The following is a 26,191-nucleotide window of genomic DNA, read 5'->3' as shown; positions in this document are numbered from 1 at the left end:
GGCTCAGGCCGCAGCCTGCCACAGCGCCGGGGCGAAAGGTTCGATCCGCACCGACTTGCCCTCGAAAGTGCAAAACGAGCCGGGCGGGATCTCCTGCCAGTCGCCCTCGTCATCCTCGAGCGGCTCGGAGACCACGGCGCGGCCGCGGCGGGTTTCCGACCAGCGGTGATAGAGCGTCGGCGCCGCCTCGTCGCTGGCATAGCGCACCGCATAAAGCCGCACGCCATCCGACAGCGCCGCCGTCAACCGCAGATAGGGCGCATGGCCACGCTCGCGCGCATGCGCCTCGAACCGTGCCGCGGCGCGTTCAAGCGCGCATTTCGGATCGGCCTCGAGCCCCTCGCCGAGCGCCACCAGGAACAGCGCCTCGCTGTCGGTCGCGCCCTTGCGCTGCGGATAGAGGGCATCGGGGATCATCATCTCGGCGTCGCGGCGGAAGGCGTCGAAACCGCCGATCTGGCCGTTGTGCATGAAGCTCCAATGACCGACGACGAAGGGATGGCAATTGTTGCGCGAGGTCGCGGTGCCGGTCGAGGCGCGGACATGGGCGAGGAACAGCCCCGATTTCACCGTCGCGGTGAGCGAGCGCAGGTTCGGGTCCGACCAGGCCGGCATCACGTCGCGGTACAGCCCCGGTTCCGGCTTTTCACCATACCAGGCGACGCCGAACCCGTCGGCGTTGATCGCCGTGTGGCAGCGCGTTGCGCAATGGCTTTGATGGATCAGCGAATGCCCCGGCCGGCTGACGATATCCTCAAGGAAGGTCGGCTGTCCGATATAGGCGGCCCAACGGCACATTCTGGCTCTCACACGGCGCGAAACGCGCCGCCCTCACTCATGCTGCATTGCGGCAATGTAACACGGTGATGACGGCGCGCAAAGTCACTCGATCGCTTCGACGATCACCAGATCGCGCTCGGCCGCGCCCTTGGCATGGGCGAGCGCCGCCTGATACTCGGGCCCGCGATAGCAGGCCTCGGCCGCCTCGAGGCTCGGGAACCAGGCGACGACATTGCGCGCCCGCTCCTTGCCCTCGAGCTGCACATAGCGTGCGCCGCGGGCCAGGAACTTGCCGCCCGCCTTGGCAATCGCCGGCCCCGCGGCCTCGGCATACTTGCCATAGGCCTCGGGGTTGGTGACGGTCACATGCGCGATCCAGTAGGCGCCGGGCATCAGACCGCCCCCGCCAGAACCGCACGCGCGGCCGAGACCGCCTCGGCGGCCTTCGACGGATCGGCCCCGCCCGCCTGCGCCATGTCGGGACGGCCACCGCCGCCCTTACCGCCAAGCGCCGCCGCCGCCGCCTTGACCAGATCGACGGCCGAGACGGTGCCGGTCTTGTCGGCGGTGACACCCGCCGCGACCGCCGCCTTGCCGCCGGTGTCCGCGACGACCAGAACCGCACCGGAACCGACCTTGTCCTTCAGCGCATCGACCAGCGCCGGCAGGTCCTTGCCCGAGACGCCGGTGACGATCTGCGCGAGGAACTTGACCCCGCCGATGTCCTCGGCCTCGGGGCCACCCGACGCCCCGCCGCCCATGGCGAGCTCGCGGCGCAGCTGCGCCACCTCGTTCGCCAGGTGCTTGCGTTCCTCGGCCAGCGCATGGACGCGCTCGACCAGATCCGCGGTCGAGGTCTTCAGCACCGCCGCAGCCTCGGCCGCCAGCGCCGCCTGCCCCTTGAGATAGTCAAGCGCCACCTGCCCGGTCAGCGCCTCGACCCGGCGCACGCCAGCCGAGGACGCGCTGTCGCCCAGCACGACGAAGGCGCCGATCTCGCCGGTGCGCGCCACATGGGTGCCGCCGCACAGCTCGAGCGAATAGGTCTTGCCGGCCGGGCCCTTGCCCGAGCCAAGCAGCTCGCCCATCGACACGACGCGGACCTCGTCGCCGTATTTCTCGCCGAACAGCGCCTGCGCGCCAAGGCCGCGGGCGTCGTCGGGGGTCATGATCCGGGTCTCGACCGGGGCGTTCTGGCGGATGAAGGCGTTCACCTCGGCCTCGACCGTGGCGATCTCCTCGGCGCTCATCGCCTTCGAATGGCTGAAGTCGAAGCGCAGCCGGTCCTCGGCGTTGAGCGAGCCCTTCTGCGCGACGTGCTCGCCCAGCGTGCGGCGCAGCGCCTCGTTCAGCAGGTGGGTGGCCGAGTGGTTCGCCCGGATCGCGCCGCGGCGCTTGTGGTCGACCTCGAGCCGCGCGCCCTGCCCGACCGAGATCTCGCCCATCGTCACCTCGGCGATGTGCAGGAACACCCCCGCGACCTTGCGGGTGTCGGTCACATGGGCCTCGCCGGTCTCGGTGCGGATGATGCCGGCATCGCCGACCTGACCGCCCGATTCCGCATAGAAGGGCGTCTGGTTGACGACGATCTGCACCGTGCCCTTGGCCGATTTCACCTCGGCCCCGTCCTGCACCAGCGCAAGGATCTGGCCCTCGGCCTTTTCGGTGTCATAGCCGAGGAATTCGGTCACGCCCTTCTCTTCTGCGATCTCGAACCAGATCTTGGCGTCCTTGGTCTCGCCCGAGCCGGCCCAGGCGGCACGCGCCTTCGCCTTCTGCTCGGCCATCGCGGTGTCGAAGCCGCTGGTGTCGACGGTCATGCCCTTCTCGCGCAGCGCGTCCTGCGTGAGATCCAGCGGGAAGCCGTAGGTGTCGTAGAGCTTGAAGGCCGCATCGCCCGGCAGCACGCCACCCTCGGGCAGCGCCGAGACCTCGTCGTCGAGCAGCTTGAGCCCGCGGTCAAGCGTCACGCGGAACTTCGTCTCCTCGAGCTTCAGCGTCTCCTCGATCAGCGCCTGCGCGCGCACGAGTTCCGGATAGGCCTCGCCCATCTGGCGCACCAGCGCCGGCACCAGACGGTGCATCACCGGATCCTTCGCGCCCAGCATGTGGGCATGACGCGCGGCACGGCGCAGGATGCGGCGCAGCACATAGCCGCGGCCGTCGTTCGAGGGCATGACACCATCGGCGATCAGGAAGGAGGTCGAGCGCAGGTGGTCGGCAATCACCCGGTGATGCACCTTGCCGGGGCCGTCGGGGTCCTGGCTCGTGACGTTCGCCGAGGCCTCGATCAGCGAGCGCATCAGGTCGGTGTCATAGTTGTCGTGCTTGCCCTGCAGCAACGCGCCGATGCGTTCCAGCCCCATGCCGGTGTCGATCGACTGCATGTCGAGGGTGCGCATCGAGCCGTCCTCGAACTGCTCGTTCTGCATGAACACGAGGTTCCAGATCTCGATGAAGCGGTCGCCGTCCTCGTCCTTCGAGCCGGGCGGGCCACCCCAGATGTGATCGCCGTGGTCGAAGAAGATCTCGGTGCAGGGGCCGCAGGGGCCGGTCGGCCCCATCTGCCAGAAGTTGTCCTTCGTGGCGATGCGGATGATGCGCTCGTCGGGCAGGCCCGCGACCTTCTTCCAGATCTCGGCCGCCTCGTCATCGGTGTGATAGACGGTGACCAGAAGCTTGTCCTTCGGGATGCCGAAGTCCTTGGTCAGCAGCTCCCAGGCATAGGGGATCGCGCCGGTCTTGAAATAGTCGCCGAAGGAGAAGTTCCCCAGCATCTCGAAGAAGGTGTGGTGACGCGCGGTATAGCCCACATTGTCGAGGTCGTTATGCTTGCCGCCGGCGCGCACGCATTTCTGCGCGGTGGTGGCGCGGACGTAGTCGCGCTTCTCGACGCCGGTGAAGCAGTTCTTGAACTGCACCATGCCGGAGTTGGTGAACATCAGCGTCGGGTCGTTGCGCGGCACGAGCGGCGAGCTTTCGACGACGCGGTGGCCGTTGCGCTCGAAGAAGTTGAGGAACGTCGATCGGATATCGTTCAGGCTGGGCATATCTCTGGCCTTCCGGGGCAATTTGCTTCCGTTTAGCCTTCGCGCCCGCCCCTGTCCAGAAAGCAAAAGGCCGGGCATGGGCCCGGCCTTGCACAAGGGGCGTTGATCGGCGCCCTCACTCCTCGGTGAGAGGCTCGTCGTCGGCGCTGGTGCTGAAGTCGAGCCCATGACTCGCGCGGATCTTGTCCTCGATCTCATAAGCCATGTCGGGGTGGTCGCGCAGGAACTGCTTGGCGTTCTCGCGGCCCTGGCCGATGCGCTCGTCGCCGTAGCTGTACCACGAGCCCGACTTCTCGACCACGCCAGCCTTGACGCCCAGATCGATCAGCTCGCCGACCTTCGAGATGCCTCCGCCATATATGATGTCGAACTCGACCTGGCGGAAGGGCGGCGCGACCTTGTTCTTCACCACTTTCACCCGGGTCGCGTTGCCCACCACCTCGTCGCGGTCCTTGATCGAACCGATGCGGCGGATGTCGAGACGGACCGAGGCATAGAATTTCAGCGCGTTGCCGCCCGAAGTGGTCTCGGGGCTGCCGAACATCACGCCGATCTTCATCCGGATCTGGTTGATGAAGATCACCATGCAGTTCGAGCGCCCGATCGAAGCGGTCAGCTTGCGCATCGCCTGGCTCATCAGGCGGGCCTGGGCGCCCACCGTGGCGTCGCCCATGTCGCCCTCGATCTCGGCCTTCGGCGTCAGCGCGGCAACCGAGTCGACCACCACCATGCTCACCGCACCCGAGCGCACCAGCGTGTCGACGATCTCGAGCGCCTGCTCGCCGGTGTCGGGCTGCGAGATCAGCAGCTCGTCGAGGTTCACCCCCAGCTTGCGGGCATAGAGCGGGTCGAGCGCATGTTCGGCGTCGACGAAGGCGCAGACGCCGCCCTTCTTCTGCTCCTCGGCGATGCAATGCAGCGTCAGCGTGGTCTTGCCCGAGCTTTCCGGCCCGTAGATCTCGATGATGCGCCCCTTCGGCAGGCCACCGATGCCAAGCGCGATGTCGAGGCCGAGCGAGCCGGTCGAGGTCGCCTCGATCTCCAGCGCCGGGTTCTCGGCTCCGAGTTTCATGATCGAGCCCTTGCCGAACTGCCGTTCGATCTGAGCCAGCGCCGATTCGAGCGCCTTCTGCTTGTCCGCCTTGCTTTTGTCAGTCATCTCGAAAAGGCCTGCCGTTGACATGGATCGTATCCTTATCCCACAGTGCGCCGACCGCGGCAATCTCGGGGCCGTCCGCCATTCGTTCTCATTTCGTTCCATATGAGCACAATACGAGAACATTGCAACAGATTTGTTCTGTCGCACGGACTGCAATGATTGTTTGACGCCCTCTCCCGGGGCACGAACGAAGCAAGACAACGAGGGCAGGATGCTCATCTTCTGGGATCAACGACTGGTCTTTCTGGCAACGCCGAAGGCCGGCTCCACCGCAGTCGAGGCCGCACTGGAGCCGCTCGCCTCGGTGGCGATGAAGCGGCCCGATCCGCTCAAGCACATGGCGGCGCAGGATTATCTTGCGAATCTGGCGCCCTATCTCGAGGCGACGAGCGGCGAGCGCTTCACCACCGTCGCGCTGATGCGCGAGCCGGTGGGCTGGCTGATGTCCTGGTATCGCTTCCGTCAGCGTGACGTCCTCGACGGCGAGGACGCGGCGATCCGGCGCCACAGCTTCGAGACCTTCGCGCGCAGCTACATGGACCCTGCCGACCCGCTGCGCAGCGAGATCGGGCTGCAGTCCGACGTGCTGGCCGATGCCGCAGGCGCGCCGCTCGTCGACCGGATCTTCCGTTACGAGGCGATCGACCGCTTCGTGCATTTCCTCGAGGACCGGCTCGACTGCGCGATCACCCTGCCCCGGGTCAACGTGCCCCCCGCCGCAGACGTCAAGCTGACGGGCGAAAGCGAGGCGGCGCTGCGCACGACGATGGCGGCCGATGTCGCCCTTTATGACAGCCTCGGCTGAAGCCGTGCCGCTCCCGCCCGCTCAGTGCGGAATCTGGTTCTGCACCGTCGCGGTCAGCTCGCTCAGCGAGAATGGCTTCGGCAGGAAGACCGAATTTGTCACCGGCGGGCGGCCGTCGCGGAACACGTCCTCGGCATAGCCCGAGACGAAGACCACCGCCGTGTCGGGGCGCGCCTTCAGCGCCTCGGCGACCCAGGTCGGCCCGTCCATCCCCGGCATGATCACATCGGTGACGAAGACATCGAAGATCAGGCTTTCGTCCTCGAGGATGCGCAGCGCCTCCTCGGCATTCTCGGCCTCGAAGACGGTATAGCCACGCAGCTTCAGCGCGCGCGAGGCGAAGGCGCGCACCGGCGCCTCGTCCTCGACGAGCAGGATCGTCGCATTCATCGGCTCGGGCGGCAGCACCGGTGCCGAAGCCTCGGCCGCCTCCGGCTCGACCAGCGCGAGCCGCTCGTGCGCCGGCAGATAGAGGGTGAAGCAGCTGCCGCTCGCCACCACCGAATCGCAGAAGATGTAACCGCCGGTCTGCTTGACGATGCCATAGGCCGTCGACAGGCCCAGCCCCGTGCCCTCGCCGGTGCGCTTCGTGGTGTAGAACGGCTCGAAGATCTTCTGCAGCTTGTCTGCAGCGATGCCCACCCCCTCGTCGATCACCCGCACCACGACCCAGTCGCCCTTGGCGACGGTGGCGCGGTCGCGCCTGAGGTCCTCGGTCAGGGTGACGTTCTCGGTCTCGATCCGGATCTCGCCGCCCCCCGGCATCGCGTCGCGCGCGTTCACCACGAGGTTCATGATCACCTGCTCGAGCTGGCGCTTGTCGGCACGGATCGGCTTCAGATCGGGGTCATGGGTCAGGTTCAGCACCACCTTCTCGCCAACCAGCCGGTTCAGCAGATGGGTCAGATCGGAGAGCGTGTCGCGCAGGTCGATGATGCGCGGGTTCATCGTCTGCTTGCGCGAGAAGGCGAGCAACTGTCCCACCAGCGAGGCCGCGCGGTTCGCGTTCTGGCTGATCTGGTCGAGGTCGGCATAATCCGGGTCGCCCTTGTCGTGGCGCAGCATCAACAGGTCGCAATGCCCGGAAATCGCCGTCAGCAGATTGTTGAAGTCATGCGCCACACCGCCCGCAAGCTGGCCGATCGCCTGCATCTTCTGGCTTTGCACGAATTGCGCCTCGAGGGTCTTCAGCTGCGTCGCATCCGACAGCACAGCGACAAGGCCGACCTTGCCCTCCTCGACCATCCGGCTGAGCGTGACCTGCAGATAGACCTCGCGGTCGCCGCGGCGGGCGCGCAGCACCTCGGGGCGACGGTCGGCGCGGCCGGCGACGGCATCGGCGACCCAGTCGGTGACCGGCCGGCCGAGCCCCTCGAACAGGTCCGACAGCCGCGCCTCGGGCGCGATCTGACCGAGCAGCGCGCGCGCCGCGCGGTTCACTGCCAGCACCCGCCCGTCGGCACCAAGCCGCATCAGCGCCACCGGCAGCGACTCGAAGGAGGCCGGATCATGCGGCGCCACGCGCCCGGCCGGCAGCGGCAGCAGATAGATCTCGCTGCGCCCGCCCGGCCCCTCGATCTCGGCGATCACGCAGCGCAGCGGCCCGTCCGGGGTCGCGATCTCGTGCTCCTCGCCCGGGTGCAACGGCAGGTCGGTGAAGATGCGGTCCAGCGTGCGCACCCGCTCGCCGACGATCCGGCGCAGTGCCTCGTTCATGAACAGGATCGTGCCCGAGCGCGAGGCGGTGAGCATCGGCAGGCTGATCGTCTCGGCCCCGCGCCCGCCCGTCGGCCGTTCGGCCATGTCCTCGAGCCGCCACAGGAACCCTTCCTCACCGATCTGGTGCACAGAGAGCCGCACGTGGCCGCGCCGGGTCACCAGATCCTCGTGCGTCGCGCCAAGCGCCGCGGCCTTCTGCTGCATCCGCGCAAGCGTCGCCGCGGGGTGGGCAAAGACCTCGCTCATCGCATGCACGAGCGTCTGCCCGCCACGTGAGCCGAAGCGCTCAAGCGCGGCCCCATTCTGGAAGGTGATCTCGCCATCGGGATCGGTGGTGAAGGAGGGAGCGGCATCCTGTTCGACGAAATGCGAGATCGCCTCGCGCAGCCGGGCCCGACGTCGGGCGAGCGAAAATCCCGCAAGCCGCACCACCGCCGCGAGAACGGCCAGCGTTCCCGCGACCGAGGCAAGCAGCAAGGTCATCATCCGTTCGGGCACCAGCATGGCGGCAACGGCCGCGACAAGCGCCCCGCCCAGAAGGTAAATGGCCCCGGGCGCGAGCTTTGCCGCCGCGCGACCGAAGGGCAGCAGGGGCTGATCGGTATGCGACACGCGCCTCGTCCTTTGCAGATTCGTCTTTCCAGCATTCGGGGCCAAAAGGCTTAAGGCCCCGTTAATGCGATGGAAGACACAACCCTCGGGCGAGTCAATCTCCGCGGTGAAACAGCGCCGCGAAAAACCCGTCGCCGCCATCGAGCGGGGTGAACCGGCGTTCCTCGTCCATGTGCCAGCCGGTCTCGCGCGCAAAGGCCGCGGCCTGTGCCGTGTTCTCGACCGAGAGCAGCGAGCAGGTCATGTAGAGAAGCCGCCCGCCCGGCGCGACCCGCGCCGCCGCCTCGCGCAGGATCTGCGCCTGCAGCGTGCACAGCGTCTCGAGCCGCTCGGGCGTCAGCCGCCATTTCGCCTCGGGCGTGCGCCGCCAGGTGCCCGAGCCCGAACAGGGCGCGTCGACCAGGACAAGGTCGTATTCCCGCCCCAGCCGGCCCGGCGCCACGGTCGAGATCCGCGCCCCGGCCCGCGCCGCGCGCACCGGGATGTCGCGCATCCGGCCCGGGTCGACGTCATGCGCCTCGATCCGCGCCGCGGGCGCGCATGCAGCCAGCGCCAGCGCCTTGCCGCCGCCGCCCGCGCAAAAGTCGAGCACCCGCATCCCCGCCGCGACCGGCACCAGCGCGATCGCCGCCTGCGAGGCCGCATCCTGCAACTCGACCAGACCCTCGCGATAGGCCTCCGACGCCTGGATCCGCCGCGCGCCCTCGATCACCTCGAGCGCGGTCTCGGCGAGCGGATGCGGCCGCGTCGCGATGCCCTCGGCCGCCAGCGCCGCCTGCACCGCGGCGCGGTCACCGCGCGCCAGGTTCACCCGCAGGAAGACCGGCGCGCGGGCGCGCATCCGCGCGCTCACCGCGCCGTAATCGGCGCCCAGATCCGCCTGCAGCTGCGGGCGCAACCAGTCGGGCCAGTCGAGATCGGCCAGCGCGCCCGCGTCGGGCACGGGCTGCGCCAGCCGCGCCGCCTCCGCCTCGGTCAGCGGCGCCGGCGCATGCCCCTCGCCGGTGAAAAGCGACGCGAGATCCAGCCCCTGCGCGCGGGCGAGCCCCAGCACCAGCGCCCGCCCGCTCTCGCCACCGCCAAGGGCGGCGAAACTGCCGCGACAGCGCAGCACATCGAAGACATGGTCGCGCACCGCCGCCCGGTCGCCCGAGCCCGCAAACCGGCTCGCCCGGCCCCAGTTCGTCAGCGCCCGCTCGGCCGGCGTGCCGTCGCGCAGCTGGTCGAGGATCGCGATCGCGGCGGCAAGGCGGGCGGCAGGGGTCATCGGGGGTCCTTTCGGGAGGGGAAGACGGGGGCGCTGCCCCCTCGGCCTGCGGCCTCACCCCCCGGAGTATTTTCGCCAGGAAAAAACCAGGGGGCTTTCTTCCTGACCGAAATACCTCGGGGGTGAGCGGCCCCGGCCGCGAGGGGGCAGCGCCCCCTCACCGAGCGAAGTCGCAAGGCCGGCGGTGCGGCCTTGCGCATGAGATCAGGGACTTGCCGTGGCGGCGTACCCTGCGCTTGCGCGTCGGGCGCTCGCCAGTTCGAAGGCTCACCCGATCCGGTAGTTCGGGCTTTCGCGGGTGATCTGCACGTCGTGCACGTGGCTTTCCTTCAGCCCGGCGCCGGTGATGCGCACGAACTCGCAGCCGCCGCGCATCTGCGCGACCGTCGCGTTGCCGGTGTAGCCCATCGAGGCGCGCAGGCCGCCCACCATCTGGTGCAGCACGGTCGCCACCGGCCCCTTGTAGGGCACCTGTCCCTCGATCCCTTCGGGCACCAGCTTGTCCGACGCCGCATCCTTCTGGAAGTAGCGGTCGGCCGAGCCGCGCGCCATCGCGCCGAGCGAGCCCATGCCGCGATAGGACTTGTACGACCGGCCCTGATACAGGATCACCTCGCCCGGCGCCTCGTCGGTGCCGGCGATCGCCGAGCCGACCATCGCACAGCTTGCGCCCGCCGCGATCGCCTTCGAGAAATCGCCCGAGAACTTGATGCCGCCGTCCGCAATGATCGGCACGTCGCCCGCGCCCGAGCAGGCGTCCATGATCGCGGTGAGCTGCGGCACGCCGACCCCCGCGACGATGCGCGTGGTGCAGATCGAGCCCGGGCCGATGCCGACCTTGACCGCATCCGCGCCCGCCTCGATCAGCGCCTTCGTCGCCGCCGCGGTCGCCACGTTGCCGGCCACCACCTGCACGTCCTCGCGGTATTTCTTGATCCGCTCGACGGCAATCGCGACGCCTGCCGAATGGCCATGCGCGGTGTCGATCACGATCAGGTCGCAGCCCGCATCGACGAGCGCGCAGCTGCGTTCATACCCCGCATCGCCCACGGTCGAGGCGGCGGCGGCGCGCAGCCGGCCCTTCTCGTCCTTCGTGGCGAGCGGATGGAGCACCGACTTCTCGCTGTCCTTCAGCGTCAGCAGGCCGGTGAGCTTGCCGTGGCCGTCAGTGACGAGAAGCTTCTCGATCCGGCGCGCCTTCATCAGGTTCATTGCCTCTTCGCGGTCGGCCGGCTCGTGCAGGATCGCGAGGTTGTCGTGCGTCATCATCGCCGAGACCGGGGTGCGGTCATCGGTGGCGAAACGCATGTCACGGTTGGTGACGATGCCGACGACCTTGCCCGCGGCATCGACCACCGGGAAACCCGAAACGTTGTAGCGCGCAACCAGCGCCTTCGCATCGGCGAGCGTCTGGTCCGGGGTGAGCGTGATCGGGTTGTAGACGATGCCGCTTTCAAAACGCTTCACCCGGCTGACCTCGTCGGCCTGCTGCGCGACGGTGAGGTTGCGGTGGATCACGCCGATACCGCCGGCCTGCGCCATGGCGATCGCCATCGGCGCCTCGGTCACGGTGTCCATGGCCGAGGACAGGAGCGGAATGTTCAGCCGGATCGTCTTCGTCACGAAGGTCGAAACATCGGCCTCCGACGGCAGGACCGAGGAAGCGGCGGGAACGAGAAGAACATCGTCGAAGGTGAGCGCCTCGCGAATCTGCATCGGAATCTCCTTGGCAGGCTACGTTTGGCACGCCCCTGTTTCACGCATCGGCGCCGGATGCAAGCCCCCTCAGGCGATGGCGGCGTTGGTTTTGATCGCCAGCGTCCCCTTCGCCCAGAGCTTGGTGATCTGCAGCGCGATCGGCACGATGATCACCGTGGCCGCGACCAGCAGCACCGCGCCGGGCAGCGTCCAGGGGCCGCCGAGCGCGAGCCAGAAACTCGCGGTCGAGGCCAGCGGGAAGGTCAGCGCCCCCCAGAGCGGGCTGAACCCGGCCGCAAGCAGCCAGCGCGCCCGCACCACGAAGAGCGCCAGCAGGATCACGCTGAGCGCGGCGAAGGCGAGCGACAGCCCCCCGGCATTGAACCCCGTCGCCACCGTCCCCAGCAGCGAGGCCGGCGCGAGATGGATCGCCAGCAGCGGGCGCAGCGGTGCCGGCACGCTTTCCTGCGCGAATTGCCCGATCGAGAGGCTCCAGATCACCAGCGCGGCCAGCAGCGCCAGCCAGAACAGCGCAAGCGCCAGCGTCGCCAGCCCCAGCCCCTGCGCGGCAAGCGCGGCGACGATCCAGCCCGAGAAGGTCAGATGCCACACCGGGTTCACCCGGCGCTGCTCGGCCGGGCCATGGGCAAAGGTCCACAGCACCGCGACGGTGAGCGCAAGATGGGCGACGATGCCCAGGAGCAGGATCGGCCGTGCCTGCGCCGGCGAGATCGGCCCGAAGGCCAGCGCCAGCAGATAGAGGCACAGCACCGCCGCCGCGAGCCCGGCACGGCCGGGCAGGATCCGCAGATCCTCGAGCCCCACGGCCGGACGGCGCATCAGCTTCACCACATAGGTCAGCAGGGCAAACAGCGCGAAGAGCACCACCGCGCCGAGGAAGAGGTCGGCAAGCCCCGGCGGCAGCGCGAATTGCCCGACGCCGCGGCGCCAGCCGAGCGCCAGCCCCAGCAGGCCGAGCGTTGCCGGAAAGATCGCCGGCGGCGTGCGCCGCCACAGCCCCTTGGGGGTGGGTTTCGGGGGGTGGAAGGCCATGCTGTCCTCGCGCGCTGTCTGTCCCTGCCCGCACGGCCTCGGCCGGCGGGCGCGCGGAAGACTGCAATATTTCGCCGCCAAGGGAAAGCCGGGCCGATCGCCGCAGGGGTCGGTTGCCGGCTGGTGTGCCCTCGCCCTGTTGCCCAGATGTCGACGGTCGGGACGGAGATCGGTTTTCCGCGTCCCGTTAAGCTCTGGCTTACCAGTTTCATGCTTAATGACCTCACCACCCACGGAACCCGAGTCAGGAGACACCCGATGAGATCCCCCCAATCGCCCGGCACACCGCCGGCACCGCACGCGGCCGCCCGTGTGTTTTCGCATCGCCCGCCGGCCGGTTCCGGCTTTGCGACGGGGCCGCATTCCGTGTTTCCGCACTAGCCGTGGCGCAGCGGTCACAGGCTGCAGCGCAGCATCTCCACGCGACGCGACGTCAGGCCGCAGGCCGAATTGATTCACGTTTGCGTCATGCTACGGTCGGGCGTGGAGAGAGGTCTCACACTCTAGGGAAGAGGTTCAAATGAAACACATTCTTATGGGGGCAAGCCTGCTTGCCCTCAGCGCGGGAGCTGTGTCCGCGGGCGGGATCGAACGGTCCACCCAGTCGGTCGGCGTCCTGTTCGAGAAGGGCAAGGATTACGTCGAGCTGTCCTATGGCCGGATCCGTCCGTCGGTGAGCGGCGTCGGCGTCTATACCGGTGCGAACACCGGTGGCGTGGCGCAAAACCACTACCTGCCCGGCTTCGCCTACAAGCACGAGTTCAACGACAAGCTGTCGATGGCCGTCATGTACGACCATTTCTATGGTGCCAACATCGAGTATCCGCTCGGCGGCGCGCCGGAATTCGCCGGCACCAACGTGAACGTGCAGTCCGAGGGCTATACCGCGCTGATGCGCTACAAGTTCGACGACAACTGGTCGGTGCATGGCGGGCTGCGCCTGTCGAACGCCTCAGCCGTGGTCGGGCTGAGCGGCCTCGCCTATGGCGCGATCTCGGGCTACAACGCCCACTTCTCGAACGACTGGGCCACGGGCTACTCGCTCGGCGCCGCCTACGAGAAGCCGGAGATCGCGCTGCGCGTCGCGCTGACCTACCAGTCGAAGGTGACGCACAAGTTCGACACCACCGAGAAGATGGGCTCTGCCACCATCGCCACCGGCTCGACCGAGGTCGATACGCCCGAGGCCGTGACGCTCGACTTCCAGACCGGTGTCGCCCCCGACTGGCTGGCCTTCGGCTCGGTCCGCTGGGTGCACTGGAGCCAGTTCACCATCGATCCGGCCTGGTTCACCGCCACCACCGGCGGCGGCCTCGTCGATCTGAACAACTCGACGAGCTACACGCTCGGCGTCGGGCACAAGTTCAACGACTCCTGGTCGGGCTCGGCCTTCGTGATGTACGAACCGGGCGGCGGCGATGACAAGCTCGTCTCGCCGCTCGCGCCGACGCGCGGCTACACCGGCATCGGCCTTGCCGCGGTCTACACCCACGAGAACGTCAAGGTCACCGGCGCGGTGCGCTACCTGTGGCTGGGCGATGCCGATGCGCAGACCGCCGGCACCGCGCGCGCGAAGTTCACCGACAACCACGCCGTCGCCGCGGGCGTGCGCGTCGGCATCAGCTTCTGATCCGCAAGACGCCTGCACGAAACCGCAAGGCCCCGCCCCGGCGGGGCCTTCGCCTTTGCCCGAAACCCCGTGACGGCGCCGCCCGCGCGCGCTAAACGGGGCCAAACACGGGGGTTCGGATGATCTATCGCAATCGGGCGGACTGGCTGGCGAGCGCGCGCAAGCGGGTGCTTCTGTTCGGCATGTCGGGGCTGGGCAAGACCTATCTCGCCTCGATGCTGCGCGGCTCGGGCTCGGGCTGGTTCCATTACTCTGTCGATTACCGCATCGGCACGCGCTACATGGGCGAATACATCGCCGACAACTTCAAGCGCGAGGCGATGAAGAACCCCTTCCTCGCCGAGCTGCTGCTGTCGGATTCGGTGTGCATCGAGTCGAACATCACCTTCGACAACCTCGCGCCGCTGTCCACCTATCTCGGCAAGCCCGGCTCGGCCGCCCGCGGCGGGCTCGCGCTCGAGGAATACGAACGCCGCCAGACCCAGCACCGGCAGGCCGAACAGGCGGCGCTGCTCGACACGCCCTATTTCATCCGCCGCGCCGAAGAGATCTACCGGATCCCGAATTTCGTCTGCGACTCGGGCGGCTCGATCTGCGAGGTGGTGGACCCCGACGACCCGACCGACCCGATCCTGACGGCGCTGTCGAAGAACCTGCTGATGGTCTGGATCGAGGGCTCGGCGGCGCATACCGACGAGCTTGTCCGCCGTTTCGACCGCGCCCCGAAGCCGATGTATTACTCGCCCGATTTCCTCGACCGAAAATGGGTGCAATACCGCGTCGAGCGCGGCCGGCGCGAGGACGAGGTCGACCCCGACGATTTCGTGCGCTGGACCTATCGGCAGGCGCTCGACCACCGCCAGCCGCGCTATGCGGCGATGGCGCGGAACTGGGGCGTGACCGTCACCGCCGAGCAGGTCGCCCTTGTCCGTGACGAGAAGGATTTTATATCCCTGATCGCGCAAACCCTTCCCGCCTGAGCCGGAACCGCTTCGAGCATTACCTAAAGATCACACCGCAAGTATCGGAAACATCATGCCTGTCACCCTTCCCGAAACCCTCCCCGCATACGAGATCCTGTCGCGGGAAGGCGTGATGGTGATGTCGCCCGGGCGGGCCGCCTCGCAAGATATCCGACCGCTGCGCATCGGCCTGCTGAACCTGATGCCGAAGAAGATCCAGACCGAGAACCAGTTCGCCCGGCTGATCGGTGCAACGCCGCTGCAGATCGACTTCCAGCTGATCCGGATCACCTCGCATCAGACGAAGAACACCGCGGCAGAGCACATGGAAACCTTCTACCGCCCCTTCGAGGAGGTCGAGGCGACCGGCGAGAAGTTCGACGGCCTCATCATCACCGGCGCCCCGATCGAGAAGATGCCCTTCGAGGAAGTGACCTACTGGGACGAGATCAGCCGGATCTTCGACTGGACGCAGAGCCATGTCTTCTCGACCTTCGGCGTGTGCTGGGGCGGCATGGCGATGGCCTATCATTTCCATGGCGTCCAGAAGCACGCCCTCGCCCACAAGGCCTTCGGCTGCTTCCGCCACCGCAACCTCGCGCCGACCTCGCCCTATCTGCGCGGTTTCTCGGATGACGTGCTGGTGCCCGTCAGCCGCTGGACCGAGATGCATCAGGACGAGATCGACGCGGCCGGGCTGACCACGCTGATCGCCTCGGACGAGACCGGGCCCTGTCTGGTCGAGGATGCGGCGCATCGCGCGCTCTATATCTTCAACCACTTCGAATACGACAGCGGCACGCTGAAGGAAGAGTATGACCGCGACGTCGCGGCGGGCAAGGCGATCAACGTGCCGAAGAACTACTATCCCGACGACGACCCCACGCAGGTGCCGCTGAACCGCTGGCGCAGCCATGCGCATCTGCTTTACGGCAACTGGATCAACCAGATCTATCAGGACACACCCTACGATCTGGCGAAGATCGGCGACTGAGCCCCCGGCCGGGCGCCCGCGCCCGGCTTGCGGCCGCCCGCCCGCGGCCTATAGTGAAGCGCATTCACATCACCGCGGGAGGACGCCATGGGCAAGGACAGGAAATCCGAAGACAAGGTCGCGCTGCCCGCGGCGGTCGCCGCCGAGGCGAAGGACGAGGGCATTCCCTTCGTCGGTGACATCACGAAATACCTGAAGACCGAGGCGCCCGAGGCGGTGCGCAAGGCGATCGAGACCGCCGACAAGGACCAGATCCTGTCGAAATCCTACCCCTACCGGGAAGAGATGAAGAAGAAGGACTACGAGGCGCAGATGGCGGCGCTTCAGGTCGAGCTGGTGAAGATGCTGTGGGACCTGAAAGCCACCGGGCGGCGTCTCGTGGTGCTGTTCGAAGGGCGCGACGCGGCCGGCAAGGGCGGCACCATCGATCGGCTGCGCGAGAACCTGAACCCGCGCTCGGCCTATGTCGTCGCGCTGCCGAAGGCCACCGAGCGCGAGGCGACGCAATGGTATTTCCAGCGCTATGTCGACTGGCTGCCGGCGGCGGGCGAGATGGCGATCTTCGACCGCTCCTGGTACAACCGCGGCGTGGTCGAGAAGGTCTTCGGCTTCTGCACCGACGCGCAGCGCGAACGCTTCTTCGCCCAGCTTCCCGATTTCGAGAAGATGCTGGTCGACGAGGGGGTGATCCTCGTCAAGATCTGGCTCTCGGTCGACCGTGCCGAGCAGCTCAAGCGCTTCCTCGACCGCGAGAAAGACCCGCTCAAGCAGTGGAAGCTGAGCTGGGTCGACGTCGAGGGGCTGAAGAAGTGGGACGACTACACCGCGGCGATCAAGGAGACGCTTGAACGCTCGCACACCGTCTCGGCGCCCTGGACGGTGATCCGCTCGGACGACAAGATGCGCGCCCGCGTCGCCGCGGTGCAGACCGTGCTCGGCGCGGTCGAGTTCGCCCGCAAGGACCGCAAGGCGATCGGCGAGATCGACGACAGGATCTGCGGTGGTCTCGACATCCTGAATGGCTAAGCAGGGCTACCATCACGGCAACCTGCGCCAGGCGCTGGTCGAGGCCGCGCTCGATCTGATCCGGGCGCAGGGGCCGGGCGGCTTCACGCTGTCCGAGGCGGCCAAGCGCGCCGGCGTGACGCCGGCCGCGGTCTATCGCCATTTCGCCGGGCGCGAGGACCTGATCGCCGAATGCGCGCGGCAGGGCTATGCGATCTTCGCCGATGTGATGGAGCACGCCTGGAACGGCGGCACGCCGGCGCCGCTGGCGGCCTTCGGCGCGACCGGACGGGCCTATCTGGCCTTCGCCCGCCGCTTCCCGGGCCATTACGTCGCGATGTTCGAAAGCGGCATCGCGCCGAACCGCTCGCCCGAGCTGGCGGCGGGGGCCGAGCGGGCCGAGGCGGTGATGCTGCGCGCGACCGAGGCGCTGCTGTCGGCCCTGCCCGCCGCCCGCCGCCCGCCCGCCAGCATGGTCGCCGCCCATGTGCGCGCGATGAGCCATGGCGTGGTCGAGCTTTTCGCCCGCGCCGCCCCCGGCACGGCCGGACCCTGGGCGCCCGAGGACCTGCTCGAAAGCGGGATCGGCATCTATCTGCGGGGGCTGGGCATCCTGCCCCCCGACACCTGAAGCCCGACAAGTGAAGGAAGACACGACAATGGAACTGGCGGCACGCGTCGCGCATATGCGCGGCACCGGCGGCAATGGCTGGGGCATCCTCTATCGCGCGCGGGCGATGATCGCGGCGGGCGAGAAGGTGGTGATGCTGACGATCGGCGAGCCCGATGTGAAGACCGATCCGGCGATCCTCGCCGCGATGGCGCAATCGGCGGCGAACGGCCACACCGGCTATACCGACATTCCCGGCATCCCCGCCCTGCGCACCGAGATCGCCGCCCGCGTCACCGCCCGCACCGGGGTCGAGACCCGGGCCGGGAATGTGCTGGTCACCCCGGGCGGTCAGGCTGCGCTTTACACCGCGCATCAGGTGCTGCTCGATCCGGGCGATGTCGGGCTCTACATCTCGCCCTTCTACCCGACCTATACCGGCACGATCCGCGCGAGCGGCGCCGAGGCGCGCGCGGTCGAGGCGCGGGCCGAGGCCGGGTTCCAGCCCGCCAGGGCCGACATCCTCGCGGCCAGCGCCGGCGCGCGCACGCTGCTGATCAACTCGCCCAATAACCCGACGGGGGTGATCTATACCCCCGACACCATCGCCGGCATCGCCGGGGCCTGCACCGAGGCGGACCTGTGGCTGATCTCGGACGAGGTCTACGAGACCCAGGTCTGGGAGGGCCCGGCGATCAGCCCGCGCAGCCTGCCGGGCATGGCCGAGCGCACGGTGGTGCTGGGATCGCTGTCGAAAAGCCATGCGATGACCGGCTCGCGGATCGGCTGGATGGTGGCGCCCGAGGCGGTGATCGACGCCGCCCACGAGCTTGCGGTCAACACCACCTATGGCGTGCCGGGCTTCATCCAGGATGCCGCGCTCTTCGCGCTGCGCCGGGGCGCGGGGTTCGAGGCCGCGGTGGCCGCGCCCTTCGGCCGGCGGCGCGACATCGTGCGCGACGTGATGGCTGCCAGCCCCGTCGTCGGGCTGACCCATCCGGCCGGCGCGATGTATGCGATGCTCGACATCCGCCGCACCGGGCTCTCGGGCGAGGAATTCGCCGCGCGGCTTCTCGACGAGGAGAAGATCGCGGTGATGCCGGGCGAGAGTTTCGGCGCGCCGGCGGCGGGGCATCTGCGGATTGCGCTGACGCTCGAGGATGGCGCACTCGAGGCGGCGCTGCTGCGGCTGCGCGCCTTTGCCGAGGCGCTGGCGGGCTGAGAGGGCCTGAGGGGGCGCCGCCCCCTCGCGGCTTTGCCGCTCACCCCCGAGGTATTTTCGGCAAGGAGAAAGCGCCGGGGTCAGGTCAGCGCACTGGCGAGAGCCCAGAGGCCGAAGCCTGCCATCATCAGGCTGGAGACCCGCGCGGTCCAGGTGGCGAAGGCGGCGGGCAGGCGATGGTGCAGCGCCGCGACCGTGCCCGAGAGGAAGATCCACCACAGCATCGAGCCCGCGAAGATGCCGGTGACGACGAGGATCGCGGAAAGCGGCCCCGCGGCATCGGCGAGGCCGAGGCCCGCGAAGATCGCGGCGAAGCTGAGGATGGTGGCGGGGTTGGTCATCGTCAGCGCCCAGGTGGTGGCTGCGGTCGCCAGCAGGCCGCGCCCCTCGGCCGCGCGGGCGGGCGTCGCGGTGACGGTGCCGCGCGGCCAGCCCTTCCACGCCAGCCAGAGCAGGAAGGCGCCGCCGATGAGCCCGAGCGGCAGCGAGATCCGCGCGAGAAAGGCCGAGAAGGCGGCAAAGCCCGCGGCGGCGGCGGCGGCATAGGTGGCATCTGCCGCGGCGGTGCCAAGTCCGCCTGCCGCCCCCGCCCAGAAGCCGCGCGCGAGCGTGCGCTGGATGCACAGCGCCCCGATCGGGCCGAGCGGTGCGGCGATGGCAAGGCCCACGAGCAGCGATTTCAGGAACAGCATGATTACCCCCGATAGCGGAACGGCGGCTCGACCACGGTCGAGAGCGCCAGCATGGTTTCCGAGCGCGCGATCCAGCCGCCCGATTTCAGTTCACTGAGAAAGTCCTCGACCGCGTCGAGGCTCGCCGCGCGGATCTGCACCAGATAGGACCAGGGCCCGGTGACGTGATGGCAGGCGGTGACCCGCGGCAGCTGCGCCATCGCGGCGCGGAAGGCGCCCTCGTCCGCCACCGGCGCCAGCGCCACCCAGACGAAGCCGGTGACCGGCAGGCCGACCGCCTCGGGCGCGATGTCGGCGCTCATCCGGCGGATCACGCCACGCTCGATCAGCCGGCGCAGCCGGTCGTTCACCGCCGAGGTGGAGAGCCCCACAACGGCGCCGATCTGCGCCAGCGAGGCGCGGGCGTCGTCCGAGAGAAGCGCCGCGATCTTGCGATCAATGTCATCCATGGCAGGCTCCGATGCGGCCATTCAGTGATTTTACCGAATGTTTTGCGAAATACACCCGCCTGCAACGGAAAAAATTCAGAACCGGAAAATCTGCGGCGCCGCCCCTGCCACGGCAGCTCCATTCCGGAAAAATTGCGGCCGGGCAAGGCGCCTGCCCTGCCCGGCCGTCCGGATCATGCCGGAGAAGTCGTCCTCAGAAACGATAGGACGCGGTCATGCCGACGGTGGTCAGGTTCAGGTCCTGCTTGCTGCCGTCGAAGTTGTTGCCCTTGCGGTAGTCGACTTCACCGCCGAGCGCCCATTTGTCGTTGAGCTGGTATTTCACGCCCACGAGCGCCATCGGCACGGTGTCGGAATAGTCGGTGCCGGCGGACGTGACGTCGACCATCGAGGCGCCGAGGCCCGCATAGGGCAGCCATTTGCCGGTGGGAACGCCGGCGATCAGCTTGAGATCGGCGAAGTCCTTGACCTTCTGCTCGGTCGCGCCCTTGCCGGTCTTCATGCCGGCGCCCGAATAGGCGAGCTCGCCGCCCAGCACGTATTTGCCGAAGTCCTTCATGTAGCCGGCGTGCACGCCCGCATAGGCGCCGTCGACGTCGAGGGTGCTGTTGGTCTTGCCATAGCCGAGCTGACCACCGGCATAGAACCCGGTCCAGTCGACATTGCTGGTCACGACGGGCGCCGGCGCGACGACCGGGGCCTCGGTCACGGGCGCGGTGTAACCGCCCGCGAAGGCGGAGCCGGCGACCACGGCAAAGGCGCTCGAAGCCATCAGGATGCGTTTCATTTTCGTCCTCCTTTCGGGGCTGTCCCCCGTGGATCTGTTTGCGGTCTGCTGTCCGCAGCACCGAGCTATAAGTCCTTGGGAAACAATCAATCCCCCGCCGCGGTTCCATCGGCCAACTGCCGCCGACGCGTGATCCGGGGGAGTTTCGGCCGCCCCGCTGCAAGGCCTTGACCCATTGCATGGAAACGCCCCCGCGGCGGATTTCGCGCGCGGAGGCGTTCACCTGACCGTCACATCGAGTTGAAAAGGCGTGTGCGCGCCGTGCCTAGAGCTCGGCCGCCGTCATCCGCCGCGCAAGCGCCGCCCCGAGCGCGGCCGAGCTTTCCTCGTAGACGAGATCGAATCCCTCGAACTGAGCGCGCAGCAGCGCCTGCCCCGGCGCCGAGGCCGAGAACCGCGCGATCCGGTCCAGATCATCGGCCGGCAGCGAGCCATAGGCGAGGAACAGATAGCCCTGGATCCAGCTCGTGACGTCGGCGCGGATCTCCTCTTCCTGCGCGGCGACATCGGCGAGCATGTCGCTTTCGGTCACCTCGTAGGGGAAGGCGCCGCCCTCGGCCATGGCGCGGTAGAAGGCGAGGTTGGCGTTCATCCCGCCGACCACGTTCGGCTCGATCAGCCCGGCGGCCTCGATGATGCGCTCGACGGCGGCGAAGCGGTGGTCGCCCTGCGCCTGCGCGGTCTCGGCCGCCGCGATCGCGGCATCCTCGGCATCTGGATCGAGCAGCGCCTCGCGCGCCGAGATCTCGTGCTCGACCACCCGCTTGCCGGTGTCCGAGGTGAGCCAATGCTCGATCGCCGCCTGATCGGCGCCCTTCAGCGCGGCGGCGAAGGTGTCCTGATAGGCCGGCTGCAGCCGCGCAGGGGCGTGAATCGCCTCGACCTCGGCGACCCAGCCGGGATCCGAGGGCTCGCCGGTCATTTCCTCGGCCAGATCGCGGCCATAGGCGACGCCTTCCTTCTGCAGGATGGTGAAGAGCGCGTCGGTGTGCAGCAGGTGCGAGATTCGCGCGGGGTCGGCATGGGCCCCGGGTGCAGCAAGCGCGAGCGCGAGGCCGAGCGCCAGACGGCGCAAGGGAGCGGCGGGGGAGGAGAATCGAAGCATCGTCGCGGGCCTTTCGCGCGGGAGATCGTGGCGCAGCATAGCCCCCCCGGCCCCGCTGCCAAGGCCCCGCCGCATCGCGTAGACAGGCGTTTTCGGGCCTGTGGCGCATCCGCGCGAAAAAGATGAAAAAAGCGGTTGCATGCCCCCGCGCGGCAGGCTAAATCCGCCTCCACAAGACGACCACCGACGCGGAGAGGTGCCGGAGCGGTCGAACGGGGCGGTCTCGAAAACCGTTGTGGGTTTGCGCCCACCCAGGGTTCGAATCCCTGTCTCTCCGCCACTTTCCCAAGAAGTTTTGATCTGTTTTCAGAACCTTGCGGGATTGTGCGCGTTCTGCGCAGCGCGTCACCCCCTCCCCGTCCCTGCCCCTCCCCGTCCCTGCCCCGACCCGACCTTGCCTGGCGCAATCGGCGTCAAGATGCACGCTGCGGCCGTCGCGACCGTCGCTCGGTTCCGGTGACACGGACGGGCCCGACATTCCCGCAAGGAATGCTCCGGCGCTGCGAAGCGCGGGGCATCTTTCCCGCACCGGCAAAAGCCGCCCCTTTACGCGATCTTTATGCCTCCGCGCCGCCTTTCATATATCCCCTTCACGCCCGCCCGGGCGATCCCGCTGCCATGACAACAGCGGGAGACTGCCATGGCAGACCTCATCTATCTCGCGCTCGGGCTGGCGGGCTTTTGCCTTTTCGCCGGCGCCCTGCGCCCCATCGACAGGATGTGAGGACGGCATGTTCGACATCCTCCTGGGCCTCGCCGTCGCGGCGGGGGTTTTCGGTTTCCTGATCCTCGCGCTGTTGCGCCCCGACCGGTTCTGAGGCGCGACGATGCACGATCTTCTGGGATATTTCCTCTTTTGCGCGGTGCTGACGGCGGGCGGATGGGCGCTGGCCGGCCTGATGACGCGCGTCTATGCGGCCGAGCGCACGCCGCTTTCGCCCGTTTTCGGCCCGCTCGAGCGGGGGTTCTACCGCCTTGCCGGCATCCGCGCCGATGTCTCGCAGGGCTGGAAGGCCTATGCGCTTGCCGTTCTGGTCTTCAACCTGACGGGGTTCGTCGCGCTCTATGCGATCTTGCGCCTGCAGGGCGCCTTGCCGATGAACCCCGATCGCATTGCCGGCATGCCGGCCGATCTGGCCTTCAACACCGCGATCAGCTTCGTCACCAACACCAACTGGCAGGCCTCTTCCGGCGAGGCACAGCTGAGCTATCTCGCGCAGATGGCCGGCCTGACGGTGCAGAACTTCGTTTCGGCGGCGACCGGCATGGCGGTCGGCATCGCGGTGATCCGCGGCTTCACCGGCGAGAGGGGCGCGGGGCTTGGCAATTTCTGGGCCGACATGACGCGCTCGGTTCTCTATGTGCTGCTGCCGCTGTCGGTGGTGGTGGCGCTGGTGCTGGCCGTGCAGGGCGTGCCGCAGACGCTGCTGGGCGCAGTGCACGCGACCACGGTCGAAGGCGCCGATCAGGTGATCGCGCGCGGCCCCGCCGCCGCGCAGATCGCCATCAAGCAGCTTGGCACCAATGGCGGCGGCTTCTTTGGCGTGAACTCGGCCCATCCGTTCGAGAACCCGACGGTGCTGTCGAACATGGTCCAGTGCCTGTCGATCCTGCTGATCCCCGTCGCCTTCTGCTTCGTCTTCGGCCGGATGGCGCAAGACCGGCGGCAGGGCTGGGCGATCTTCGCCGCCATGGGCGCGATGTTCGTCCTTGGCCTCGTGGTGATCTGGTGGGGCGAGACGGGCGGCAACGCGGCCCTTGGTCTCGGCACCAACATGGAGGGCAAGGAACAGCGCTTCGGCGCCGGTCTGTCCGCCCTCTGGGCCGCGGCGACGACGGCGGCCTCGAATGGCTCGGTCAATGCCATGCACGACAGTTTCATGCCGCTCTCGGGCCTTGTCGAGATGGTCAACATGATGATCGGCGAGGTCGTCTTCGGCGGCGTCGGTGCGGGGCTTTACGGGATGCTGCTCTATGTCGTGCTGGCGGTCTTCCTGGCCGGGCTGATGGTCGGGCGCACGCCGGAATACCTGGGCCGCAAGATCGAGGCGCGCGAGGTGACGCTCGCGATGCTGGCCTTCCTGTCGATGCCGCTCGGCATTCTGGCGGGCGGGGCGATCTCGGCCACGGTGCCGGCGGCGCTGGCCTCGGTGCAGGAGGCGGGGCCGCATGGGCTGAGCGAGATCCTCTATGCCTATTCCTCGGCAGTCGGCAACAACGGCTCGGCCTTCGGCGGGTTCGGCGCCGCGACGCCCTGGCAGACGACGGCCCTTGGCCTGCTGATGCTCCTCGGCCGCTATGCCATCATCGTGCCGATGCTGGCGATTGCCGGATCACTCGCCGCGAAGAAGCGCGCCGCCGTCACCTCGGGCACTTTCCCGACGCACGGGCCGCTGTTCGTGACGCTGCTGATCCTGACCGTCGCAATCCTGGGCGCGCTGACCTTCTTCCCGGTGCTGGCGCTTGGCCCGATCGCAGAACAGACCGCCCTGGCCGCAGGGCAAAGCTTCTGATCCCGCGCGGCCCCGAGGGGCCACGCCTTCCCCCTTCAGTTCAGGGACACCCCATGTCCATCTCTTCGACCGCCCATCCGGGCCTTTATACGGCGGCACTGCGGGCCGCCTTCGCCAAGCTGCACCCCCGCGCCCTGATGGGCAACGCGGTGATCTTCGTCACCGCCGTCACCGCCGGGCTGACCAGCGTGCTCGCCCTGCGTGACCTTGCCATCGGCGCGCCGGGCTGGGGCGCGACCCTTCAGGTGGCCTTCTGGCTCTGGGTCTGCGTCCTCTTCGCCAATTTCGCCGAGGCGCTCGCCGAAGGCCGCGGCAAGGCCCGCGCCGACAGCCTGCGCGCGACCAAGGCCGAAACCATGGTCCGGCTGCTCGCCCGCGAGGACGACCCCGCGCCGAAATCGGTGCCGTCATCGGCGCTGCGGGCCGGGCAGCTTGTGCGCGTCGAGGCCGGAGACCTGATCCCGACCGACGCCGAGGTGATCCGCGGCGTCGCCTCGGTCGACGAAAGCGCGATCACCGGCGAAAGCGCGCCCGTCATCCGCGAATCCGGCGGCGACCGCTGCTCGGTCACCGGCGGCACCCGGATTGTTTCCGACAGCCTGATCCTGAAGATCACCGCCGAGCCGGGCAAGAGCTTCCTCGACCGGATGATCGCGCTGGTCGAGGGGGCGGAGCGGCAGAAGACCCCGAACGAGATCGCGCTGAACATCCTTCTTGCCGGGCTGACGCTGATCTTCCTCTTCGTCGTGGTCACGCTCGCCCCCTTCGCCCGCTATTCGGGCATCGCGATCCCGGTCGTGACGCTTGCGGCGCTGTTCGTGACGCTGATCCCCACCACCATCGGCGGGCTTCTGTCGGCCATCGGCATCGCCGGCATGGACCGGCTGGTGCGCGCCAATGTCATTGCCAAGTCCGGGCGCGCGGTCGAGGCCGCGGGGGATGTGGACACGCTGCTGCTCGACAAGACCGGCACCATCACCTTCGGCAACCGGATGGCCGAGGCCTTCCATCCGGCCCGGGGAGTGATCGAGACGCAACTGGTCCGTGCTGCCTGGCTTGCCTCGCTCAGCGATGCCACGCCGGAAGGCAAGTCGATCGTCGATCTGGCGCGCCGGCTGATCCCCGCCCTGACCGGCGAGACCGCGGCTCCGGGCGAGCCCGTCGCCTTCTCCGCGCAGACCCGGCTTTCCGGCGTCGATCTGCCGGGCCGGCAGCTGCGCAAGGGCGCGGTGGATGCCGTTCAGCGGTTCGTGGGGCGCTCCGCCGATCCGGCCCTGCGCGCGAAGATCGACGAGATCGCGCGCTCCGGCGGCACGCCGCTTCTGGTGGCGCAAGACGACGTGATCCTCGGCGCGATCCATCTGAAGGATGTGATCAAGCCCGGCGTGCGCGAGCGCTTTGCCGAGCTGCGCGCCATGGGCATCCGCACGGTGATGATCACCGGCGACAATCCCCTGACCGCCGCCGCGATCGCCGCCGAGGCCGGGGTGGACGATTTCCTGGCCGAGGCGACGCCCGAGATGAAGCTCGACTACATCCGCCGCGAACAGGCGGGCGGGCGGCTGGTCGCGATGTGCGGCGACGGCTCGAACGACGCGCCCGCGCTGGCGCAGGCGGATGTGGGGGTGGCGATGAACTCGGGCACGCCCGCCGCGAAGGAAGCGGCGAACCTGATCGACCTCGACAGCGATCCGACCAAGCTGATCGAGGTGGTGATGGTGGGCAAGCAGCTGCTGATCTCGCGGGGCGCGCTGACCACCTTCTCGATCGCCAATGACGTGGCGAAATACTTCGCCATCCTGCCGGCGATCTTCGTCGCCGCCTTTCCGGGGCTCGGCGTTCTGAACGTCATGGGGCTCGCCTCACCGCAAAGCGCCCTTCTGTCGGCGGTGATCTTCAACGCGCTGATCATCGTCGCGCTGATCCCGCTGGCGCTGCGCGGGGTGAAATACCAGCCCTCGAGTGCCGCGGCGCTCTTGCGGCGCAACCTGTCGATCTACGGGCTGGGCGGGCTGATCGTGCCCTTCATCGGGATCAAGGCCATCGACATGGCCGTCACCGCCCTTGGCCTGGCATAAG

Annotated in this window: 22 protein-coding genes and 1 tRNA gene; 11 read left to right on the top strand and 12 right to left on the bottom strand. The window is 68.3% G+C overall.

What is annotated here, in order from left to right; genetic code table 11:
- Window positions 1-3: 3 nt before the first annotated feature.
- The 4 genes from DYS74_RS16105 to recA all read right to left on the bottom strand — a co-directional run bounded on the left by DYS74_RS16105 (window position 4) and on the right by recA (window position 5,013).
- Window positions 4-798: a class II glutamine amidotransferase gene (locus DYS74_RS16105; RefSeq protein WP_121534697.1), complete on the bottom strand. Its 795-nt coding sequence runs from the start codon at window positions 796-798 to the stop codon at window positions 4-6.
- An 84-nt stretch (window positions 799-882) separates the two neighbouring features.
- Window positions 883-1,173, bottom strand: coding sequence for a DUF1330 domain-containing protein (locus tag DYS74_RS16100; RefSeq protein ID WP_121534696.1), 291 nt, complete (start codon window positions 1,171-1,173; stop codon window positions 883-885).
- Window positions 1,173-3,830, bottom strand: a complete 2,658-nt coding sequence (gene alaS / locus DYS74_RS16095; RefSeq protein WP_121534695.1) for an alanine--tRNA ligase — start codon at window positions 3,828-3,830, stop codon at window positions 1,173-1,175. Before alaS ends, DYS74_RS16100 begins: the two co-directional genes overlap by 1 nt.
- Window positions 3,831-3,945: 115 nt before the next feature.
- Window positions 3,946-5,013, bottom strand: a complete 1,068-nt coding sequence (gene recA, locus DYS74_RS16090) for a recombinase RecA (protein WP_121534694.1) — start codon at window positions 5,011-5,013, stop codon at window positions 3,946-3,948.
- 187 nt (window positions 5,014-5,200) lie between these two features.
- On the opposite strand from recA, the gene DYS74_RS16085 reads away from it, so the two are divergent.
- Window positions 5,201-5,794 carry a hypothetical protein gene (locus tag DYS74_RS16085; protein ID WP_121534693.1) on the top strand — a complete coding sequence of 198 codons (594 nt, stop codon included), beginning with the start codon at window positions 5,201-5,203 and terminating at the stop codon, window positions 5,792-5,794.
- Window positions 5,795-5,815: 21 nt separating this feature from the next.
- Here DYS74_RS16085 and DYS74_RS16080 read toward each other — a convergent pair whose 3' ends face one another.
- The 4 genes from DYS74_RS16080 to DYS74_RS16065 form a co-directional block, all read right to left on the bottom strand.
- Window positions 5,816-8,017: an ATP-binding response regulator gene (locus DYS74_RS16080; RefSeq protein WP_245965316.1), complete on the bottom strand. Its 2,202-nt coding sequence runs from the start codon at window positions 8,015-8,017 to the stop codon at window positions 5,816-5,818.
- 202 nt (window positions 8,018-8,219) lie between these two features.
- On the bottom strand, window positions 8,220-9,392 hold the full coding sequence (locus DYS74_RS16075) for an RsmB/NOP family class I SAM-dependent RNA methyltransferase (protein WP_121534691.1): 1,173 nt from the start codon (window positions 9,390-9,392) through the stop codon (window positions 8,220-8,222).
- A gap of 267 nt (window positions 9,393-9,659) precedes the next feature.
- Window positions 9,660-11,108 carry an IMP dehydrogenase gene (gene guaB, locus DYS74_RS16070; RefSeq protein WP_121534690.1) on the bottom strand — a complete coding sequence of 483 codons (1,449 nt, stop codon included), beginning with the start codon at window positions 11,106-11,108 and terminating at the stop codon, window positions 9,660-9,662.
- Window positions 11,109-11,177: 69 nt separating this feature from the next.
- Window positions 11,178-12,143, bottom strand: coding sequence for a TDT family transporter (locus DYS74_RS16065; RefSeq protein WP_121534689.1), 966 nt, complete (start codon window positions 12,141-12,143; stop codon window positions 11,178-11,180).
- 520 nt (window positions 12,144-12,663) lie between these two features.
- Here DYS74_RS16065 and DYS74_RS16060 point away from each other — a divergent pair.
- The 6 genes from DYS74_RS16060 to DYS74_RS16035 all read left to right on the top strand — a co-directional run bounded on the left by DYS74_RS16060 (window position 12,664) and on the right by DYS74_RS16035 (window position 18,566).
- A complete protein-coding gene (locus tag DYS74_RS16060; RefSeq protein ID WP_121534688.1) occupies window positions 12,664-13,773 on the top strand; it encodes an OmpP1/FadL family transporter in 1,110 nt (369 codons plus the stop codon).
- A gap of 119 nt (window positions 13,774-13,892) precedes the next feature.
- Window positions 13,893-14,753: an ATPase gene (locus tag DYS74_RS16055; protein ID WP_121534687.1), complete on the top strand. Its 861-nt coding sequence runs from the start codon at window positions 13,893-13,895 to the stop codon at window positions 14,751-14,753.
- 55 nt (window positions 14,754-14,808) lie between these two features.
- On the top strand, window positions 14,809-15,729 hold the full coding sequence (locus tag DYS74_RS16050; RefSeq protein WP_121534686.1) for a homoserine O-succinyltransferase: 921 nt from the start codon (window positions 14,809-14,811) through the stop codon (window positions 15,727-15,729).
- A gap of 87 nt (window positions 15,730-15,816) precedes the next feature.
- Window positions 15,817-16,755 carry a polyphosphate kinase 2 gene (gene ppk2, locus DYS74_RS16045; protein WP_121534685.1) on the top strand — a complete coding sequence of 313 codons (939 nt, stop codon included), beginning with the start codon at window positions 15,817-15,819 and terminating at the stop codon, window positions 16,753-16,755.
- The gene (locus DYS74_RS16040; protein ID WP_121534684.1) at window positions 16,748-17,365 is read left to right on the top strand and encodes a TetR/AcrR family transcriptional regulator; all 618 of its coding nucleotides are present in this window, start codon (window positions 16,748-16,750) and stop codon (window positions 17,363-17,365) included. The genes ppk2 and DYS74_RS16040 overlap by 8 nt, the downstream gene beginning before the upstream one ends.
- 28 nt (window positions 17,366-17,393) lie before the next feature.
- The gene (locus DYS74_RS16035) at window positions 17,394-18,566 is read left to right on the top strand and encodes a pyridoxal phosphate-dependent aminotransferase (protein ID WP_121534683.1); all 1,173 of its coding nucleotides are present in this window, start codon (window positions 17,394-17,396) and stop codon (window positions 18,564-18,566) included.
- An 80-nt stretch (window positions 18,567-18,646) separates the two neighbouring features.
- On the opposite strand, the gene DYS74_RS16030 is transcribed toward DYS74_RS16035, so the two are convergent.
- From DYS74_RS16030 to DYS74_RS16015, 4 genes are all read right to left on the bottom strand, one after another.
- A complete protein-coding gene (locus DYS74_RS16030) occupies window positions 18,647-19,258 on the bottom strand; it encodes a LysE family transporter (RefSeq protein ID WP_121534682.1) in 612 nt (203 codons plus the stop codon).
- A 2-nt stretch (window positions 19,259-19,260) separates the two neighbouring features.
- Complete coding sequence (locus DYS74_RS16025) at window positions 19,261-19,707, bottom strand: Lrp/AsnC family transcriptional regulator (RefSeq protein ID WP_121534681.1); 447 nt, start codon at window positions 19,705-19,707, stop codon at window positions 19,261-19,263.
- 193 nt (window positions 19,708-19,900) lie between these two features.
- Complete coding sequence (locus tag DYS74_RS16020) at window positions 19,901-20,494, bottom strand: outer membrane protein (RefSeq protein WP_121534680.1); 594 nt, start codon at window positions 20,492-20,494, stop codon at window positions 19,901-19,903.
- A gap of 265 nt (window positions 20,495-20,759) precedes the next feature.
- The gene (locus DYS74_RS16015) at window positions 20,760-21,599 is read right to left on the bottom strand and encodes a DUF2059 domain-containing protein (protein WP_147435529.1); all 840 of its coding nucleotides are present in this window, start codon (window positions 21,597-21,599) and stop codon (window positions 20,760-20,762) included.
- Between the two features lie 190 nt (window positions 21,600-21,789).
- On the opposite strand from DYS74_RS16015, the gene DYS74_RS16010 reads away from it, so the two are divergent.
- From DYS74_RS16010 to kdpB, 4 genes are all read left to right on the top strand, one after another.
- Window positions 21,790-21,879, top strand: a tRNA-Ser gene (locus DYS74_RS16010).
- 451 nt (window positions 21,880-22,330) lie between these two features.
- Complete coding sequence (kdpF, locus tag DYS74_RS19165) at window positions 22,331-22,417, top strand: K(+)-transporting ATPase subunit F (protein WP_121534678.1); 87 nt, start codon at window positions 22,331-22,333, stop codon at window positions 22,415-22,417.
- A 9-nt stretch (window positions 22,418-22,426) separates the two neighbouring features.
- Window positions 22,427-24,112 (top strand): potassium-transporting ATPase subunit KdpA, encoded by a 1,686-nt coding sequence (gene kdpA / locus DYS74_RS16000; RefSeq protein WP_121534677.1) that lies wholly within the window; start codon window positions 22,427-22,429, stop codon window positions 24,110-24,112.
- A gap of 53 nt (window positions 24,113-24,165) precedes the next feature.
- Entirely contained in the window at window positions 24,166-26,190 is a 2,025-nt protein-coding gene (gene kdpB / locus DYS74_RS15995) for a potassium-transporting ATPase subunit KdpB (RefSeq protein ID WP_121534676.1), read from the top strand.
- Window position 26,191 lies beyond the last annotated feature (1 nt).

It is taken from the genome of Paenirhodobacter hankyongi, from assembly GCF_003664585.1.
Classification (GTDB): Bacteria; Pseudomonadota; Alphaproteobacteria; order Rhodobacterales; family Rhodobacteraceae; genus Rhodobacter; species Rhodobacter hankyongi.
This window is presented reverse-complemented; position numbering and strand designations above follow the sequence as displayed.

Bases quoted from the DNA above. Each gene is read 5' to 3' on its own strand.
- guaB (WP_121534690.1), bottom strand. From the start codon at position 11,108: ATGCAGATTCGCGAGGCGCTCACCTTCGACGATGTTCTTCTCGTTCCC.
- DYS74_RS16075 (WP_121534691.1), bottom strand. From the start codon at position 9,392: ATGACCCCTGCCGCCCGCCTTGCCGCCGCGATCGCGATCCTCGACCAG.
- DYS74_RS16035 (WP_121534683.1), top strand. From the start codon at position 17,394: ATGGAACTGGCGGCACGCGTCGCGCATATGCGCGGCACCGGCGGCAAT.
- kdpA (WP_121534677.1), top strand. From the start codon at position 22,427: ATGCACGATCTTCTGGGATATTTCCTCTTTTGCGCGGTGCTGACGGCG.
- DYS74_RS16105 (WP_121534697.1), bottom strand. From the start codon at position 798: ATGTGCCGTTGGGCCGCCTATATCGGACAGCCGACCTTCCTTGAGGAT.
- DYS74_RS16025 (WP_121534681.1), bottom strand. From the start codon at position 19,707: ATGGATGACATTGATCGCAAGATCGCGGCGCTTCTCTCGGACGACGCC.
- kdpB (WP_121534676.1), top strand. From the start codon at position 24,166: ATGTCCATCTCTTCGACCGCCCATCCGGGCCTTTATACGGCGGCACTG.
- kdpF (WP_121534678.1), top strand. From the start codon at position 22,331: ATGTTCGACATCCTCCTGGGCCTCGCCGTCGCGGCGGGGGTTTTCGGT.
- DYS74_RS16085 (WP_121534693.1), top strand. From the start codon at position 5,201: ATGCTCATCTTCTGGGATCAACGACTGGTCTTTCTGGCAACGCCGAAG.
- DYS74_RS16065 (WP_121534689.1), bottom strand. From the start codon at position 12,143: ATGGCCTTCCACCCCCCGAAACCCACCCCCAAGGGGCTGTGGCGGCGC.
- DYS74_RS16040 (WP_121534684.1), top strand. From the start codon at position 16,748: ATGGCTAAGCAGGGCTACCATCACGGCAACCTGCGCCAGGCGCTGGTC.
- DYS74_RS16060 (WP_121534688.1), top strand. From the start codon at position 12,664: ATGAAACACATTCTTATGGGGGCAAGCCTGCTTGCCCTCAGCGCGGGA.
- DYS74_RS16055 (WP_121534687.1), top strand. From the start codon at position 13,893: ATGATCTATCGCAATCGGGCGGACTGGCTGGCGAGCGCGCGCAAGCGG.
- DYS74_RS16050 (WP_121534686.1), top strand. From the start codon at position 14,809: ATGCCTGTCACCCTTCCCGAAACCCTCCCCGCATACGAGATCCTGTCG.
- DYS74_RS16020 (WP_121534680.1), bottom strand. From the start codon at position 20,494: ATGAAACGCATCCTGATGGCTTCGAGCGCCTTTGCCGTGGTCGCCGGC.
- recA (WP_121534694.1), bottom strand. From the start codon at position 5,013: ATGTCAACGGCAGGCCTTTTCGAGATGACTGACAAAAGCAAGGCGGAC.
- DYS74_RS16030 (WP_121534682.1), bottom strand. From the start codon at position 19,258: ATGCTGTTCCTGAAATCGCTGCTCGTGGGCCTTGCCATCGCCGCACCG.
- DYS74_RS16080 (WP_245965316.1), bottom strand. From the start codon at position 8,017: ATGCTGGTGCCCGAACGGATGATGACCTTGCTGCTTGCCTCGGTCGCG.
- ppk2 (WP_121534685.1), top strand. From the start codon at position 15,817: ATGGGCAAGGACAGGAAATCCGAAGACAAGGTCGCGCTGCCCGCGGCG.
- alaS (WP_121534695.1), bottom strand. From the start codon at position 3,830: ATGCCCAGCCTGAACGATATCCGATCGACGTTCCTCAACTTCTTCGAG.
- DYS74_RS16015 (WP_147435529.1), bottom strand. From the start codon at position 21,599: ATGCTTCGATTCTCCTCCCCCGCCGCTCCCTTGCGCCGTCTGGCGCTC.
- DYS74_RS16100 (WP_121534696.1), bottom strand. From the start codon at position 1,173: ATGCCCGGCGCCTACTGGATCGCGCATGTGACCGTCACCAACCCCGAG.